The following is a 16,180-nucleotide window of genomic DNA, read 5'->3' on the forward strand; positions in this document are numbered from 1 at the left end:
AGCGGCCGGATCCCTCATCCGAAAGGGCGCCCCACCAATGCCCATACGTCTCACCATCCCCACCCCTGTCGGTAGTTTCGACGCGATCACCGCGGGTCCCGCGGACGGCAGGCCGGTGCTCCTGCTGCACGGGTTTCCTCAGGCGGCCATCTCTTGGGAGCACCAGGTCGAGGCGCTGGGCGCCAGGGGCTTTCGCGCCGTCGCGCCCGACACACGTGGGTACTCCGCCAGGGTTCGGCCTCAGGAGCCGGCCGCCTACGGTGTGAGCGAACTCGTCGGGGACGTACTCGCGATCGCCGACGAGCTCGGATGGGACCGCTTCGACCTCGTCGGGCATGACTGGGGCGGGGCCGTCGCGTGGTGGACGGCCGCGAGGCACCCAGAACGCCTGCGGACCCTGACGGCCGTGTCGACGCCGCACCCCACCGCCTGGGAGGAGGCGAAGCGCACTGATGAGGAGCAGCGGAGGCGGTCTCTGTACCAACAGGACTGGCGCGACCCTGGCACGGAGAACCGGTTCCTGGCGAACGATGCCGAAATGCTACGACGCATGTTCCAGGGGAAGATCCCTGCCGACCATGTCGAGGAGTACGTGCGGCGCCTCTCCGAGCCCGGCGCCCTGAGCGCGGCGCTCAACTACTACCGCGCCGACCGGCCGGACCAGGAAGTCGGAAAGGTCGAGGTGCCGACGCTGTATGTCTGGAGCACCGGGGACGTCGCCATCGGCTCCACCGCCGCGTTCGCGACAGGCAGTTGGGTGAGCCGCGCCTACTCGTTCCGGAAGATCGAGGACGCCACTCACTGGATCCCCGAAGAGATCCCCGAGGTCCTCACCTCACTCCTTCTGGACCACCTCGACGGGCGATAGCAGCGGTCCTCGGCCTCCGTCCCACGCGAAACCGCCACGCTGCAGAGGGTCGGGAACCGGCACGATGGCTGACGCTCCGTTTCCCGTGCCCGCCGCTCCGATCCGCACAAGCAGGCCTCTGCCGCACTGCTTGGCGGGCCTTCATCATCGCGGCCCGGTTGCTTCGTCGATCGGCCCGCATTGCCGCTCAGCCGGACGGTGCGAGGCAGCGGAGCTGCGTCTGACTGGTGGGAGTGTGGGGCTCCCGACGCGCGGAGCCGACGAAGAGAAAGGCGCTGGGACGCGTTCGACGCGGCGTTGCTGACTGGCGGGGCAGCCTTGTGAGTTGCCCAGCGAGATCGCTCAGCTCTCCGAGGGAGAACTGAGCGGTCTGTCAGAGCCAGCCCTTGACCTTTTCGACGAGGCGGGCGGGGTCTGGGTCGATCATCCGGACGTTCAGCTGGGTGACGCCGGCGGCGCGGAACGCCTCGATGCGTTCGCGTACGTATCCCTCGGGGCCGCACAGCGACACAAGCTCGGTCAGTTCGTCGGGAACAGCCGCTTCCGCCTCCTTCTTCTTCCCGGAGAGGTAGAGGTCCTGGATCTTCTCGGCGGCTTCCTCGTACCCGTAGGCGCGGGCCAGGTCGTTGTAGAAGTTCTTGCCCTTGGCGCCCATGCCGCCGAGGTAGAGGGCGATCATCGGACGGAGCAGGTCGCGGGCGGCTGCCGCGTCCTGGCCGACTGCGAGGAGGCTGCCCGCGGCGATCTGGAGATTCCCCCGTTCCGCGGGCCGGCGTGCCAGTCCCTCGGCGAGTGCGCCGCCCCAGATCTGTCCGGCCTTCTCGGGGATGAAGAGATGCGGCAGCCAGCCGTCGGCGATCTCCGCGGTCATCCGGACGTTGGCCGGGCCGAGGGCCGCGACATGGATCGGTATCTCGCTGCGTACCGGGTGGTTGAGGAACTTCAGGGGCTTGCCGAGCGTGCCGCCCTTCTCGGGCGGCAGCGGCATGTCGACGATGCCATGGTGGTCGATCACCTCGCGTCGCCAGATCCGGCGGCACAGTTCGACGGTCTCGCGGGTGCGGCCGAGCGGCTTGTCGTACGGCCGGCCGTGCCAGCCCTCGACGACCTGCGGGCCGGACGCGCCGAGCCCGAGGAGCGCACGGCCCTGGGAGAGCACGTCGAGTCCGGCGGCGGTCTGGGCGATCAGCGCAGGCGTCCGCGAGTAGATGTTGATGATGTACGAACCGATTGTCACGCGCTCGGTGCGGGCCGCGAGATAGCCCATGAGGGTCGGGGAATCGAAACCGTACGCCTCAGCCACCCAGACGGCGTCGAGCCCGGCCTTCTCCAACCGCACAACCTCCTCGACAGCTTTGAGGGGGTTGTTCTCGGCGTACTCAAGGGTGGTGGCGAGTTCCATGGGCTTTCCTCTCCGCGTCCGCTCCCGGGAACACCGGCCTACGCAAGGCGGAAGCTGATTCGGTAGGGCTGGCCATCGGTCCCCGGCCACTGTGGTGCGAGCGTGACAGTCAAGTGGATAAAAATCAAGCACGCCTGCTTGTTTGTCTCACTTGATCGACATCGGTGACCAACGGTGCGTTCCCTATGGTGCAGGCCACCGACGCCGTTCAGTCGCCGGGGCTTCCGTGTCGACCCGGGCCCTGCGCAGGCCATAGAAGTGGGCATCGTCGCCTATGGACGCACAGAGCGTGAAGATCTCCGGCGACACCATCGCAGCCGACCAAGGCATCGAACGCCTACAGAGTCACTACCGCGTCCGCGCCTGAGACAGGCCGTCTCGGACCTCCGCGACGGACGCCTCATCATGTGATGCGAGCACGTCAGATGTAGACGGGGAAGCACCGTCGCCCGTGCCCCAACACGCCCCCACCGCAGCCCTTTACACCACGCCTCAGCCTTAGGTGAAAAAAGCAAAGGGGGAGAAAAGTCTCCCTGCCACCGGTGCCACTGGTGATGCCAGACTCCCAACGTGACGGGACCGCGGTTGTGATCCGCACGATTGTCCAGGTCCTGCGGCGACGGCGGTCCCGCCTCCTGCCGTGCCGCTGCGCTCGGCATGATCTGTCCGCTATGCAAAGGCGTACCCCCCATGCCCACTGAACTCCCCGAGTCTGCCGCTCCACCCCCCACGGAAGCCGGCGAGTCCTCTCCAGCCCCCAGCCGGCGCACCTTCATCGCCACCACCGCGGTGGGTGGTGCCGTCGTCGCGGGCGGTGTGATCGGCGGGACGATCCTCGCCGACTCTCACGAGGCGAACGCCGCAGGGGCGCCGCCCTCCAGCCAGGTTTCCCTGACGGTCAACGGCAAGCGCCGGACCGTGACGGTCGACAACCGAACTTCGCTGCTGGACCTGCTGCGTGAGCACTTCGATCTGACCGGTTCGAAGAAGGGCTGCAACGCCGGAGCCTGTGGTGCGTGCACGGTGCTGGTCGACGGGCGCCGGGTCAACTCCTGTCTAACGCTGGCCGTGCGTCTGGAGGGCGCCGAGGTCACGACCATCGAAGGGCTGGCCGAGGGCGACGAACTCCACCCGTTGCAGAAAGCGTTCATCGAGCAGGACGCCTTCCAGTGCGGTTACTGCACGCCGGGTCAGATCATGTCCGGTGTCGGCTGTATCGAGGAAGGCCACACCGGCTCGTCGGAGGAGATCCGGGAGTGGATGAGCGGCAACATCTGCCGCTGCGGTTGCTACGTGAAGATCGTGCGCGCGGTCGAGCAGACCGCGGGCCGGAAGTAAGGAGCGGCCCACCATGCATCCCTTTACGTACACCAAAGCCTCCGACACCCGGGAGGCCCTCAACGCGGGCCGCCGCGGTGGCCGTTACATCGCCGGGGGCACCACTCTGGTCGACCTGATGCGGGAGACCGTCGAGCACCCCGATGCCTTGGTCGACATCTCCGGTCTCCCACTGGACGAGGTCACCGTCACCGAGCGCGGCGGCCTGCGCATCGGCGCGCTGGTGACCATGGCCGAAGCCGCCGCTCACCGCAAGGTGCGCACCCTGTTCCCGGTCGTCTCCGAGGCGTTGGAGCTGAGCGCCTCGGCCCAGCTGCGGAACATGGCCACCATCGGCGGCAACATCATGCAGCGCACCCGCTGCACCTACTTCCGTGACGTGACCGCCGACTGCAACCGGCGCGACCCCGGCTCCGGGTGCGCCGCGCTGGAGGGCGTCAACCGTACGCACGCGATCCTGGGTACCTCCGACTCCTGCGTCGCGACCCACCCCTCCGACGTCGCCGTGGCGTTCGCGGCACTCGAGGCGACCGTGCGCCTGCTGGGCCCGGACGGGGAGCGCAGTGTGCCCTTCAACGACTTTCTGCTCAAACCCGGGAGCACCCCACAACGTGAACAGGCGCTGCGGAGAGGCGAGTTGATCACAGGGGTGGAGATACCGGCTCTTCCGCGACCGCTGAAGTCCGGTTACCTGAAGGTCCGTGACCGGCAGTCCTACGAGTTCGCCCTGACGTCGGCCGCCGTCGCGCTGCACGTGCGCGGCGGGGCCATCCGGGAAGCGAAGGTGGCCGTCGGCGGGGTCGGCACCGTGCCGTGGAAGCTGCCCGCGGTCGAGGAACACCTCGTCGGGGAGCGCCCCTCAGAGGCATTGTGGGCAGCCGCTGCCCAGAAGGCGTCGGACGGTGCCCGCCCTCTCACGCACAACCGGTTCAAGGTCGAGCTGCTCCAGCGGACCGTGGAGCGCCAGCTGCGCATCGTAGGAGGTACGAAGTGAGCCCCCAGCCGCAGGCAGCCGTGGGCGCGCCGCTGTCCCGGGTGGACGGCCGGCTGAAGGTCACGGGCAAAGCGAAGTACGCCGCCGAACACGACGTCGACGGGGCCGTACACGCGGTCGTCGTGGACGCGAGCATCGGACGTGGTCGGATCAGGTCCATCGACACCGCCGCCGCCGAGAAGCACCGGGGTGTGCTGCGGGTGATCCACCACGGCAACGCTCCGAAGCTGCCGTACCGAGACAACGCCGGGTCCAACAACCCCCCTGGGCGCAGGTTGCGGGTGTTCCAGGACGACCGGGTCGTCTTCCACGGACAGCCGGTCGCCGTCGTGGTGGCCACAACGTTGGAGGCCGCGCAGCACGGCGCGAGTCTGGTGAAGGTCGAGTACGACGCCGAACAGTCCTCCACCGACCTGCACGAGGCCGAGCCGGACAAGCCGACGAACTACGCGCGCGGCGACGCGGAAGCCGGACTTCGCAACGCTCCCGTACGGCTGGACCTGACGTACCGGCTGGCGCGCAACCATCACAATCCGATGGAACCGCACGCCACCATCGCCCGCTGGGACGGCGACAAGCTCACCGTATGGGACAAGACGCAGTGGGTCGTCGGTACACACGACGAGCTTGCCGCCGTGTTCGACCTGCCCGCAAAGTCGGTGCGGGTCATCAACCCGTTCGTCGGCGGCGGTTTCGGCAGCGGGCTGCGCTGCTGGCCGCACACGGTCGTCGCCGCCCTGGCCGCCCGGGTGACGGAACGTCCGGTGAAGCTGGTGCTGAGCCGCAAGCAGATGTACTTCGGCACCGGCTTCCGGCCGTTGTACGAGTACCGGCTGCGCCTCGGCAGCGACCGGCGCGGCCGGCTGACCGCCGCCATCCACGACATCGACGCCGAGACGTCGTCGTACGAGACGTTCACCGAGGCCGTCATGGCGGCGGGGCAGATGATGTACAGCATGCCCAACGTCAGCCAGGCGTACCGGCAGGTTCCCCTGGACGTGAACACCCCGATCTGGATGCGCGGCCCCGGTCTCGCCACGGCGTCGTTCGCCATCGAGTCGGCGATGGACGAGCTCGCCCACGAGCTGGGCGTCGACCCGATCGAGCTGCGTCGGCGCAACGAACCCAGCGAGGACGAGGCGAACAACCTGCCGTTCTCCACCCGTCGGCTGCGTGAGTGCTATACCGTCGGCGCCCGCGAGTTCGGCTGGAACCGCCGTAACCCCAGGCCCCGCTCACGGCGTGAGGGGGACTGGCTGATCGGACTGGGTATGGCCGCCGGTGTCTACGACCCCGGGCGTTTCCCCGCGGAGGCCCGGGCCCGCCTCGATGCCGACGGCACCGCCGTGGTCGAGTCGGCCACCAGTGACATGGGGCCGGGCACCTATACGGCGCAGACCCAGGTCGCGGCCGACGCACTCGGGCTGACCATGCGCACGGTCACCTTCCGGCTCGGCGACTCCCTCTATCCGCCGACGGGTCCCCACGGCGGCTCGGCGACCATGGCCAGCGTCGGCTCCGCCGTCGTCGACGCCTGTGACAAGGTCCGGCAGCAGGCAATCAAGCTGGCCGTCGAGGACCGCGAGTCGCCGCTGTACGGGGTGGACGCCGACGATGTCGTGGTCCGCGGCGGCCGACTGCACGTGCGGAGCAACCCGACGCGCGGCGAGACGTACCGGAGTCTGCTGGCCCGCAACGACCGCACCCACCTCCAAGCGGACGGCTCCTACACCGGGCCTCCGCAACCGGCACGGCGCTCCTACCACGCCTACAACGCCACCTTCGCCGAGGTCGCCGTCGACGCGACCCTCGGTCTGGTGCGGGTGCGGCGGATGCTCGGGGTGTACGACGCGGGACGGATCATCAGCCCCAAGCTCGCCGAGAGCCAGGCGTTCGGCGGCATCGTGGGCGGAATCGGCGCGGCCCTGCTGGAGCACACGGTCACCGACCACCGCGACGGCCGGATCGTGAACGCCAACCTGGCCGACTACCTCGTCCCCGTCAACGCCGACGTCCCCGAGGTCAAGGCGATCTACCTGGACGGCGAGGACAACGACGGCAACGCACTCGGCGTCAAGGGCCTCGGCGAGGTCGTCCAGGTGGGTGTGGCGGCCGCGATCGGCAACGCGGTCTTCAATGCCACCGGCCGCCGCGTTCGCGAACTTCCCATCACCGCCGAGGCGTTGCTCTGATCCGAGTGCCTCGGGCCAATGAGGAGCGGCCGGAGGACCAAGGCACTCCCCTCTCGTCCGGCAGCCAGTCCCCCCGTCCGACTGCCGGACCTCCCAGGGCCGCCGCCGCGTGGAGCCACGCTCCCCGGCGGCGCGGCGGCGGCCCCACCCACGCCACCCCCCTCCACGAAGGACCCGTTCATGCTGAACATCGCGGACACACTGCACCGCTGGTGCCGCGAAGCCCGCCCCTTCGCCCTTGCCACCGTCGTCGACGTCACCGGCAGCGCACCCCTGCCCGCCGGCACCTCGGTCGCGGTGGACGAGGACGGCAACGCCGTCGGGAGCATCTCCGGCGGATGCGTCGAGGGCGCGGTCTACGAATTGTGCCGACAGGTGCTCCGCGACCGGGGCGCCCCCCAGCGCGCCTGGTTCGGCTACTCCGACGACGACGCCTTCGCCGTCGGCCTGACCTGCGGCGGCGAACTCGACGTCCTCGTCCAACGCATCGATCCTTCGGCCCAGCAGCACATCGGCGCAGCCCTCGCCGACGTCGTCCGGGGCCGGCCCACCGCTGTGGCGCAGATCGTGGACGGCCCCCGCAACCTCCTCGGCTCGACCCTGAGCGTCCTCGTCGGCGGCAGCGTCACCTACGGCACCCTGGACGACGGGCCGGCGGACCGACTGGTGGCGGACGAAGCCAGGGCTCTGCTGCGAGCCGGACGCACCGCCCGTGTCACGGTCGGCAGCAACGGGGACGGCTGCCCTGAACCACTGACCGTCCTCGTCCATGTCAACGCGTCCCGGCCGCGCCTGCTGATCTTCGGCACTGTGGACTTCGCCGCCGCCCTCAGCCAGGCCGGGGCATTCTTGGGCTACCGGGTCACCGTGTGCGACGCCCGCCCCGTCTTCGCCACTGAGGCGCGCTTCCCGCACGCCGACGAGGTCGTGGTCGACTGGCCCCACCGCTACCTGCAACGCACCGAGGTGGACGCACGCACCGCGATCTGCGTCCTCACCCACGACGCCAAGTTCGACATCCCCCTGCTGCGCCTGGCCCTCGACCTGCCCGTCAGCTACGTCGGCGCCATGGGCTCCCGACGCACCCATCACGAACGCCTGCGCCTCTTGCGCGAGGCCGGCGTGACCGAGGAACAGCTCGCCCGGCTGCGCTCACCGATCGGCCTCGACCTCGGCGCCCGCACCCCCGAGGAGACAGCGATCTCCATCGTCTCGGAGATCATCGCCCACTCAGGCCAGGGCACGGGCCTGCCCCTGGCACAGGTCACCGGTCCGATCCACCGGCCGCTTCCTCAGGGGAGTCCGGTCGCAGTCGGCTGAGGAAGGACGCGGTAGATCCTGGCCGACGGGGCGCCCCACGACGGCGTAGGGCCCGTGGAGGGCACGGCCCGGGACGCACGCTGGACCCGGAGGGTCAGCACCTGCTTTCCGAGGGCGTGCTCGACCAGGGGTGGCTGGTAGGCCCAGTCGGCGCGGAAGACCTCGCGGAGCCATTCGACGTAGGCATTGATGCCGCGCTTGCGGCCGACGTGCTTGAGCGCTGCCTGAAGTGGGGTGCGGAGCAGCAGCGCAGCCTGGGTCGGTGTGGGTGCCAGACGCAAAAGTTCGTGCGCCTCGGGGCAACACAGACCGTTCTTCCAAGGCTCCAGGGCGGCCGGGTAGTACTCGCCCAGCCAAGGACGGAGTTGGTGGGCGATCTACAGCCGGCCCATGTGGTGTCATGGTGTCCGGTTGGGCGGGCCGGTACGGAGACGGCGCACCAGCTCGCTGTCCCGCGGCAACGGACGGCGGCGTGCATGCCAGTGCGCAGGATGTTCGCCAGAACCAAGGCGTCGTCTGGGGCGGATTTCTCGCGGGAGACGGAGTGCCGGTCACAGTAGCGGCGGCGGCCATCAGGTTGATCTCGAACACTTTCCGATTGCCCGCGCGCAGTACAGCGACCAATAGGCAGGGGAAGGTCTCGATCGCGATCGGGACTTGGGTCTCCTCGCTGTCGCCGTGCTCGGCGAACAGGTCCAGTCGAATCTCGTAGCCAGCCGCGTCGTCGGTGGTGTGCCGCTTCGCGACGAGCCGGCCGGTGCCGTCGACCAGGGCGACGCCGTTTGTCCTGGAGCTGGTTGCCCACCTCCGCGGCCAGCACGATGCACCCGTCGAAGGTCTTCGGCAGCGGCAGGACGGCCAGAGCGCGACGCAGCCGTGCCGGGCTTTGCCCAGCATCGGTCCGACGCCGCATACGGGGCCCGTGACGGCGTCGGCGCCCGTCCGCCGCTCGACCGGAGTTTTCACCGGCCCGGCCGCCCACAGAGCCGCGTTCGTGAGCTCGAATCGTGCATTCCCTGCGGGTGTGAAAGCACCCGCGGAACCCGATCCGAAAGCGGACAATGCTTCGAACCCCTCGCCTGCGGACCCAGTGCCGAGGAGACTCATACGCAACAGTCGTTCCATCGCGCTTCGTTGCTCACCATCTCGAAGTGCGTAAAACGGCCGCCTTCGTCGTCGCGGGAAGAACCGCAGATCGGCACATCAAGTGAGAGGTGAGGTCAAACGGCAAGCCAGGACCGCGGATTGAAACGTTACAAGACACGTTCAGGGAAGCGTCCGGAGCGCGATCGACTGCGCTCTCCGATGAAGGAGGTCTGATGGTGGGCTCGGAAATGAACCGCAGGGCGATGATCGGCAGTTCGCTGTCCGTGGTTGCCGCGATGAGCATGCCCTTCCCGGCACATGCGTGGACCGCCAGGAGCACGGTCGTGGCGGCAACCCGTTACGGCAGGGTGCGCGGGAAATGCGAGGAGGGCATCGCCAAGTTTCTCGGCGTGCCCTACGCCACGCCGCCGCTCGGTGAACTCCGGTTCAAGGCCCCGAAGCCGCCCACGAGGTGGTCCGGTGTACGCGACGCGGTGAGCTTTCCCCACCCGGCGTTCCAGGTGCCGGGGGGTGAGATGGGTCCAGCCGGCAACGGCCGCATGCCGGCTCCCTCCGAGGACTGCCTCTACCTCAACATCTGGACTCCCGCTGCCGACGGCAGGCGGCGGCCGGTGATGTTCTACAACCACGGCGGCGGCTACATGATCGGCTCCGGCTCCGCCACCGGGCAGGACGGCACCCACCTGGCACAGCTCTACGACGTGGTGGTGGTCGAGTCCAACCACCGGCTGGGCCTGCTGGGCTATCTGTTCCTGGGTGATCTCGCCGACGGCGACTACGCGGCCAACCAGGGGATGCTGGACATTCTCGCTGCGCTGCGCTGGACCAGGGAGAACATCGAGAACTTCGGCGGCGACCCCGACAACATCATGGTCTGGGGCGAGAGCGGCGGCGGCGCCAAGACCGCGGCCGTCTACACCATGCCGGCCGCCGTGCCGCTGTTCCACAAGGCGTCGATCGAGAGCGCCGCGCCCCTGCGCTTCCCGACCCGTGACGGTGCCACCGCCCGGGCCAGGCGCACGCTGGAGCTGCTGGGGCTGACGACGGCGGACATACCCCGGCTGCATGACATCCCGGCCGCCAGGCTGCTGGAGATCCAGCAGTCGGAGGCCGCGAACGGCGCCCCGCCGTGGGGCGACCCCGGCCCGCTCCCCGGCTTCGGCGCCTTCGTCGACGGGACCGTCATCCCGCGGCACCCCTTCGCCGACGGCGCCGCGCCCTTCTCGGCCGACAAGCCGCTGATGTGCGGCACGTGCCGGGACGAGACGGTGTTCTTCAGCCTGTTCGGGCCGCCCGACATCTTCCGGATCGACGAGGCCGGACTGCGCGGCAGGCTGAGTGGCACGTATCAGGGCGCCGAACTCGACGAGATCATCCGTACCTTCCGGGCGTCACGGTCGAACGCGACACCGGCACAGCTCTACTTCGCGATCACCACCTCGCCCATCTGGCGCGACGCGATCAAGATCGCGGAGGCCAAACGGGCACAGCACGCCGCGCCCGTGTTCATGTACCAGCTCGCCTACCCGAGCCCGACCCTGGTGCCCGGCACCGATTTCCCCATCGGCTCACCGCACGCGTCGGACATCAACCTCAAATTCGCCAACACCGACAAGAACCTCGACTCGATCTTCAACAAGGATCAGTCGCCGGAACGGCTGGCGACCGCACGGCAGATGAGTGAACTGTGGGCGGGCTTCGCCCACACGGGCCGCCCCACGGCGGCGGGCGTGCCGAGATGGCCCGCCTACACCCTGACCGACCGTGCCACGATGTGGCTCGACGCCAGGTGCCGGATCGTCAACGACCCGGACAGGAACGAAAGACTGTTCTGGGAGAACCGCGACTGAGCTTGGGCGGCTGACGTCGCAAGTCGCTCAACCTGCTGAGACTCCCGATGACCGGGGGCGTGATGCGGCCGTTCTTCCCGCTTCGAGATGTCGAGCAACGAAGCACGAATGAACGGCCGCTGAGCATGAACTCCTCGTCGATGTGCCTGCAGGCGAGGCATTGTGCGTGCTGTCCCGCTGCGGGTCGAGTCCCTCCCCTGCTCACTGAACGGTCCGGCATCTCCGCTGGGGCCGTGCCCATGGTCCTGACCGGCTACGGCCTGGGCGCCCTTCTGGGCACCACGGTCGGCGGACGCCTGGGCGACCGCCGCCCCCTGGCCACACTCCTCACAGCCGCCGCCACAACCGCCCTGACCCTGCTGTTGTTGACTGTTCTCTGCACAAGCCGGCCCCCCGCTGATCGGCACGGTGGCGGCCGCCGTCACCCTCATACCGCTGACCGCACTCGCGCTGATGCACGCCACCCATTCCGAAGCACCGGCCTCCGCGCCTCGGCCACGAGCAGCCGCAGACCAGGCGGTCGGACCCAGCGAGAGCGCTCCGAACATCGGCTGGTCTGCTGCTCGCTCACGGACGAGCAGCAGACCACGCTCACGGGCCGACGGCTCTGCATGAGGTACCCCCCGGCGGGGTCGCCGCGGGCGTCGGCACATCGCCACCACCTGGGATGGTCCCCCCAGGACAGCGGCGCACGTATTGCCACAGTGAATCTCCACGTCGTCCGGCTGTTCGGCCCGACAAGCGGTGTCGAAGGAGGTTCCGGTGCTCCCCGAGCGAGCAGTCCTCGGCTGCCGTAGGCATCGTTCAGCGGAGGGAAGAAGAGGGCGACATGTTCTGGTCGGCAGCCCAGGAAGCGAGGATGCGCAGCCGCTCGTGGGTGGGGGACCCGGGGGCGGCGGTCCAGACGGTGAGGTGCTGGTCGGGGTCGGTGTTGGCGGTGAGGGTGTCCCAGTCCAGGACCAACTCACCCACCACGGGGTGATGGAGGGTCTTGGTGCCGACGGTGCGGGCGGCGACGCGGTGGTCGCCCCACCACTGGGCGAACTGCTTGTCCCGTGTGGACAGTTCACCGACCAGCTCGATCAGCCGGGGATCCTCGGGATACTGCGCCGACTCCATCCGCACCTGCGCCACGGCGATCCGTGCCGAGCCCTCCCAATCGGCGTACAGGCTGCGCATCGCCGGATCGGTGAAGATGAGCCGCGGGTAGTTGCGGTGCTTCTCCGGGATGCGGGAGAAGTCGGTGACCAGCGCGGCCGCCAGCGCGTTCCACGCCAGGATGTCACCGCGCCGCCCCTGCACAATGGCCGGGGTGGCGGTGAGGTCATCCAGCACGCGTTGCAGCTGAGGCTGTACCTTCTGCCTGCCGTGGCGCCGGGTGCGGACGGTGGTCTTGCCCGCGAGCTGGAACAGATAGCCCCGCTCGTCGTCATCCAGATGGAGCACCCGCGCGAGAGTGTCCAGCACGGGAGCGGACGCCTGCATTCGCCCCTGCTCAAGACGCGTGTAGTAGTCCGTGCTGATCGAGGCGAGCTGGGCGACCTCCTCGCGGCGCAGCCCGTTCACCCGACGGGGCCCGCCGGTCTCCGGCAGCCCGACCGTGCGCGGGCTCAGCTCGGAGCGACGCTTCTTGAGGAATTCGCCGAGCTCATTGAGAGGAACGTTGCTGGTCATGCTTCCCATCCTGACGAGGCCGGCAGGTTCTGGTCGGCGGCCCAGGAGGCGAGGATGCGCAGCCTGTCGTGCGCGGGGGATCCCGGGGCGGCGGTCCAGACCGTCATGTACTGGTCGGGGTCGGTGTTGGCGGTGAGGGTGTCGCAGTCGAGGGTGACCTCGCCCACGACCGGATGGATCAGGGTCTTGGTGCCGACGGTGCGGGCGGCGACGCGGTGGTCGCCCCACCACTGGGCGAACTGCTTGTCGCGCATGGACAGTTCACCGACCAGCGCAATCAGACGGGGATCCTCCGGATACTTCGCCGCCTCCATCCGCAGCTGCGCGACGGTGACCTGCGCAGCCGTCTCCCAGTCGGCGTAGAGGCCGCGCATCGCCGGGTCGATGAACAGGAGCCGGGGATAGTTGCGGTGCTTCTCCGGAATGCGGGAGAAATCGGTGACCAGCGCGGCCGCCAGCACGTTCCACGCCAGGATGTCACCGCGACGCCCCTGGATCATGGCCGGGACGGAGGTGAGGTCCTCCAGTACCCGCTGCAGCTGTGGCTGTACCTTCTGCACGCCGCGGCGCCGAGTGCGGACGGTGGTCTTGCCCGCGAGCTGGAACAGATAGCCCCGCTCGTCGTCATCCAGATGGAGCACCCGCGCGAGAGTGTCCAGCACGGGAGCGGACGCCTGCATGCGGCCCTGCTCGAGCCGGGTGTAGTAGTCGGTGCTGATCGAGGCGAGTTGGGCAACCTCCTCGCGGCGCAGCCCGTCCACCCGGCGCAGCCGGCTTGTCGACGGAAGCCCGACCGTGCGCGGGCTCAGCTGTGAGCGGCGCTTCTTGAGGAATTCTCCCAGTTCGTTCAGGGGGACGTTGCTGGTCATGCTTCCCAGCATTACATCGATCGCACCTGGGGAAGGGGGGAGAATTTCCTCCCTGGATGTTCCTCTCCCGGGATAGATTCCTCCGCTTTTCGCGCCCGCCCTCGCGTGTGAGGCTGGATTTCGAGCAGCCGGTGCAATTTCCCGGTTGCGGTTCCAGACCCTCGTAGAAGGAAGCACCCCATCATGCGCGGAGCAGTCATTCACGCCCCCGGCGACGTGCGCTTCGAGACCCTGGACGACCCGAAGATCAGCCGACCGACCGACGCGATCATCCGCACGGTCGCCACCTGCGTGTGCGGCTCGGACCTGTGGCCCTACCGCGGCGTGGAGCCGGTGGACGAGCCCCATCCGATGGGGCACGAGTACGTCGGCATCGTGGAGGAGGTCGGCAGCGAGGTCTCCAACGTCAAGCCGGGGCAGTTCGTGGTCGGCTCCTTCGCCACCTCGGACAACACCTGCGCCAACTGCCGTAACGGCTGGCAGTCCAGCTGTCTGAACCGCGAGTTCATGGGCACCTGCCAGGCCGACTACGTCCGCATCCCCAACGCCCACGGCACCCTGGTCGCCACCGACGAGCACCCGTCCGGCGAGCTCGTGCCCAGCCTGCTCGCCGTCTCCGACGTGATGGGCACCGGCTGGTACGCCGCCCTCGCGGCCGAGGTGAGGCCTGGCTCCACGGCCGTCGTCGTCGGTGACGGCGCGGTCGGCCTGTGCGGCGTCATCGCCGCCAAGGAACTGGGCGCCGAGCGGATCATCGCGATGAGCCGCCACGAGTCCCGGCAGAAGCTGGCCCTGGAGTTCGGCGCCACCGACATCATCAGCGAACGCGGCGACGAAGGCATCGCCCGCGTCAAGGACCTCACCGGTGGTATCGGCGCCGACTCCGTCCTGGAGTGCGTCGGCACGGCCGAGTCCATGCGCCAGGCCCTGCACTCCGCCCGCCCCGGCGGCAACGTCGGCTTCGTCGGCGTCCCGCACGAGGTCTCGGTCGAGGGCCAGGAGCTGTTCTTCTCCCAGGTCGGCCTGCGCGGCGGCCCCGCCCCCGTGCGCCGCTACCTGCCCGACCTGATCGACCGGGTCCTGTCCGGCCGGATCAACCCGGGCAAGGTCTTCGACCTCACTCTGCCCCTGGACCAGGTCGCCGAGGGCTACCGGGCCATGGACGAACGCCGCGCCATCAAGGCGCTTTTGAAGCCCTGACCCGTAAACCGTCCATCGCGGGGCCGGGCATCCCCTGCCCGGCCCCGGGCGGCCCCCTCCTGGAAAGGGACTTACCTTGACCACATTCGCCCTGATCGGCGCCGGACCCGGCCTCGGGCTCGCATCCGCCCGCCGCTTCGCAGCAGCCGGGCACACCGTCGCCCTCATCTCCCGCAACGCCGAGAACCTGGACGGCCTCACGACCGAGCTGGCCAGCGACGGCATCGATGCCCGCGGCTTCGCCGCCGACGTGCTTGACATCGAGTCCCTGACCGCGGCCCTGTACGCGGCCGGAGCCGCGCTGGGGCCCGTCGAGATCCTCCAGTACAGCCCCGTGCCCCGCGCCGACTTCATGAAGCCGGTCCTGGACACCAGCGCCGACGACCTCGACGCCCCCCTCGCCTTCTCCGTCAAAGGCCCCGTCACCGCGGTGAACGCCGTCCTGCCCGGCATGCGCGACCTCGGCCGGGGCACCCTCCTGTTCGTCAACGGCTCCAGCGCCGTACGCCCCAACCCGAACGTCGCCGGCACCTCCATCGCGTTCGCCGCCGAGAGCGCCTACGCCCGCATGCTCCACGACACCCTCGCCCACGAGAACATCCACGCCGCACAGCTGATCGTCCCCGGCGCCATCCGGCCCGACGCCGAACACAGCAGCCCCGACGCCTTGGCCCAGCGCCTGTACGACATCCACGCCAAGCGCGACGGCTTCCGCCACTACTCCGAGCCCCTGCCCGACTAAAGCCTCCGGAGCCCCTCCCATGAACTCCGCCGCCCGCCGGGCCCTGGTCCGCGCCGTCCCGGCAGCCGCTCTCCTGCTGGCCGTGACCGCCTGCACCAGCGACTCGTCAGAAGTCACGCCGTCCTCCGCGTCCTCCTCCCCGGCGTCCTCGGGGCGGCAGGAGGCATCGACATCCGCCGCACCCAGTGCATCAGCCGAAAGGAACACCGCCATGGCCATCCGGGTCACCATCGACGGCCGGCCCGTCGACGCCACCCTGAACGACAGTCCTGCCGCCCGCGACTTCGCCGACCTGCTCCCGCTCACCCTGGATCTGGAGGACTTCCACCAGACGGAGCGGATCGCGGACCTGCCGCGCAGGCTGACCACCTCCGGAGCTCCGGACCCAGCCGTGCCCCGGGCCGGTGACCTGGCCTACTACGCGCCCTGGGGCAACCTGGCTCTCTATTACCGCGACGGCGACTCCGCCTCCGCCGACCTGCTCATCCTCGGCCACGTCGACGCCGACGCCGACCGACTCGGCACGGCCGACCGCATCACCATCGAAGCCGCCTCCTGACCCCTCCGGCAGCCGCCGCCCGCCCCGTCCCCCATCCTGGCCTGCATTTCTTCCGTCATCCCACT

The 16,180-nt window shown here is 69.3% G+C and carries 13 protein-coding genes; 9 read left to right on the forward strand and 4 right to left on the reverse strand.

The features are described 5' to 3' along the window. Window positions 1-37 precede the first annotated feature (37 nt). A complete protein-coding gene (locus K1J60_RS09005) occupies window positions 38-868 on the forward strand; it encodes an alpha/beta fold hydrolase (RefSeq protein ID WP_220645737.1) in 831 nt (276 codons plus the stop codon). Between the two features lie 373 nt (window positions 869-1,241). On the opposite strand, the gene K1J60_RS09010 is transcribed toward K1J60_RS09005, so the two are convergent. Then, the gene (locus tag K1J60_RS09010; protein WP_220645738.1) at window positions 1,242-2,270 is read right to left on the reverse strand and encodes an LLM class F420-dependent oxidoreductase; all 1,029 of its coding nucleotides are present in this window, start codon (window positions 2,268-2,270) and stop codon (window positions 1,242-1,244) included. 690 nt (window positions 2,271-2,960) lie between these two features. Between K1J60_RS09010 and K1J60_RS09015 the strand changes: the two genes are divergently transcribed. From K1J60_RS09015 to K1J60_RS09030, 4 genes are all read left to right on the forward strand, one after another. Beyond that, window positions 2,961-3,608: a (2Fe-2S)-binding protein gene (locus tag K1J60_RS09015; RefSeq protein WP_220645739.1), complete on the forward strand. Its 648-nt coding sequence runs from the start codon at window positions 2,961-2,963 to the stop codon at window positions 3,606-3,608. A gap of 13 nt (window positions 3,609-3,621) precedes the next feature. Next, window positions 3,622-4,602 (forward strand): FAD binding domain-containing protein, encoded by a 981-nt coding sequence (locus tag K1J60_RS09020; RefSeq protein WP_220645740.1) that lies wholly within the window; start codon window positions 3,622-3,624, stop codon window positions 4,600-4,602. Then, the gene (locus tag K1J60_RS09025; protein WP_220645741.1) at window positions 4,599-6,794 is read left to right on the forward strand and encodes a xanthine dehydrogenase family protein molybdopterin-binding subunit; all 2,196 of its coding nucleotides are present in this window, start codon (window positions 4,599-4,601) and stop codon (window positions 6,792-6,794) included. Before K1J60_RS09020 ends, K1J60_RS09025 begins: the two co-directional genes overlap by 4 nt. Before the next feature lie 180 nt (window positions 6,795-6,974). Next, a complete protein-coding gene (locus K1J60_RS09030; protein ID WP_220645742.1) occupies window positions 6,975-8,114 on the forward strand; it encodes an XdhC family protein in 1,140 nt (379 codons plus the stop codon). Here K1J60_RS09030 and K1J60_RS09035 read toward each other — a convergent pair. Beyond that, complete coding sequence (locus K1J60_RS09035; RefSeq protein ID WP_220645743.1) at window positions 8,087-8,395, reverse strand: hypothetical protein; 309 nt, start codon at window positions 8,393-8,395, stop codon at window positions 8,087-8,089. The two genes, K1J60_RS09030 and K1J60_RS09035, sit on opposite strands and share 28 nt — an antisense overlap. 1,038 nt (window positions 8,396-9,433) lie before the next feature. On the opposite strand from K1J60_RS09035, the gene K1J60_RS09040 reads away from it, so the two are divergent. Beyond that, window positions 9,434-11,071 (forward strand): carboxylesterase/lipase family protein, encoded by a 1,638-nt coding sequence (locus K1J60_RS09040; RefSeq protein ID WP_220645744.1) that lies wholly within the window; start codon window positions 9,434-9,436, stop codon window positions 11,069-11,071. Window positions 11,072-11,875: 804 nt separating this feature from the next. On the opposite strand, the gene K1J60_RS09045 is transcribed toward K1J60_RS09040, so the two are convergent. Both K1J60_RS09045 and K1J60_RS09050 read right to left on the reverse strand, forming a co-directional pair. Further along, the gene (locus K1J60_RS09045) at window positions 11,876-12,745 is read right to left on the reverse strand and encodes a helix-turn-helix domain-containing protein (RefSeq protein ID WP_220645745.1); all 870 of its coding nucleotides are present in this window, start codon (window positions 12,743-12,745) and stop codon (window positions 11,876-11,878) included. Beyond that, the gene (locus K1J60_RS09050) at window positions 12,742-13,626 is read right to left on the reverse strand and encodes a helix-turn-helix domain-containing protein (protein ID WP_220645746.1); all 885 of its coding nucleotides are present in this window, start codon (window positions 13,624-13,626) and stop codon (window positions 12,742-12,744) included. Before K1J60_RS09050 ends, K1J60_RS09045 begins: the two co-directional genes overlap by 4 nt. Window positions 13,627-13,797: 171 nt before the next feature. Between K1J60_RS09050 and K1J60_RS09055 the strand changes: the two genes are divergently transcribed. The 3 genes from K1J60_RS09055 (at window position 13,798) to K1J60_RS09065 (ending at window position 16,115) form a co-directional block, all read left to right on the forward strand. Further along, window positions 13,798-14,814 carry a zinc-dependent alcohol dehydrogenase family protein gene (locus K1J60_RS09055; protein ID WP_220645747.1) on the forward strand — a complete coding sequence of 339 codons (1,017 nt, stop codon included), beginning with the start codon at window positions 13,798-13,800 and terminating at the stop codon, window positions 14,812-14,814. A 76-nt stretch (window positions 14,815-14,890) separates the two neighbouring features. Continuing rightward, on the forward strand, window positions 14,891-15,556 hold the full coding sequence (locus K1J60_RS09060) for an SDR family NAD(P)-dependent oxidoreductase (protein WP_220645748.1): 666 nt from the start codon (window positions 14,891-14,893) through the stop codon (window positions 15,554-15,556). Between the two features lie 19 nt (window positions 15,557-15,575). Then, entirely contained in the window at window positions 15,576-16,115 is a 540-nt protein-coding gene (locus K1J60_RS09065) for a cyclophilin-like fold protein (protein ID WP_220645749.1), read from the forward strand. Window positions 16,116-16,180: the final 65 nt, after the last annotated feature.

The sequence above is a fragment of the Streptomyces akebiae genome (genome assembly GCF_019599145.1).
Classification (GTDB): domain Bacteria; phylum Actinomycetota; class Actinomycetes; order Streptomycetales; family Streptomycetaceae; genus Streptomyces; species Streptomyces akebiae.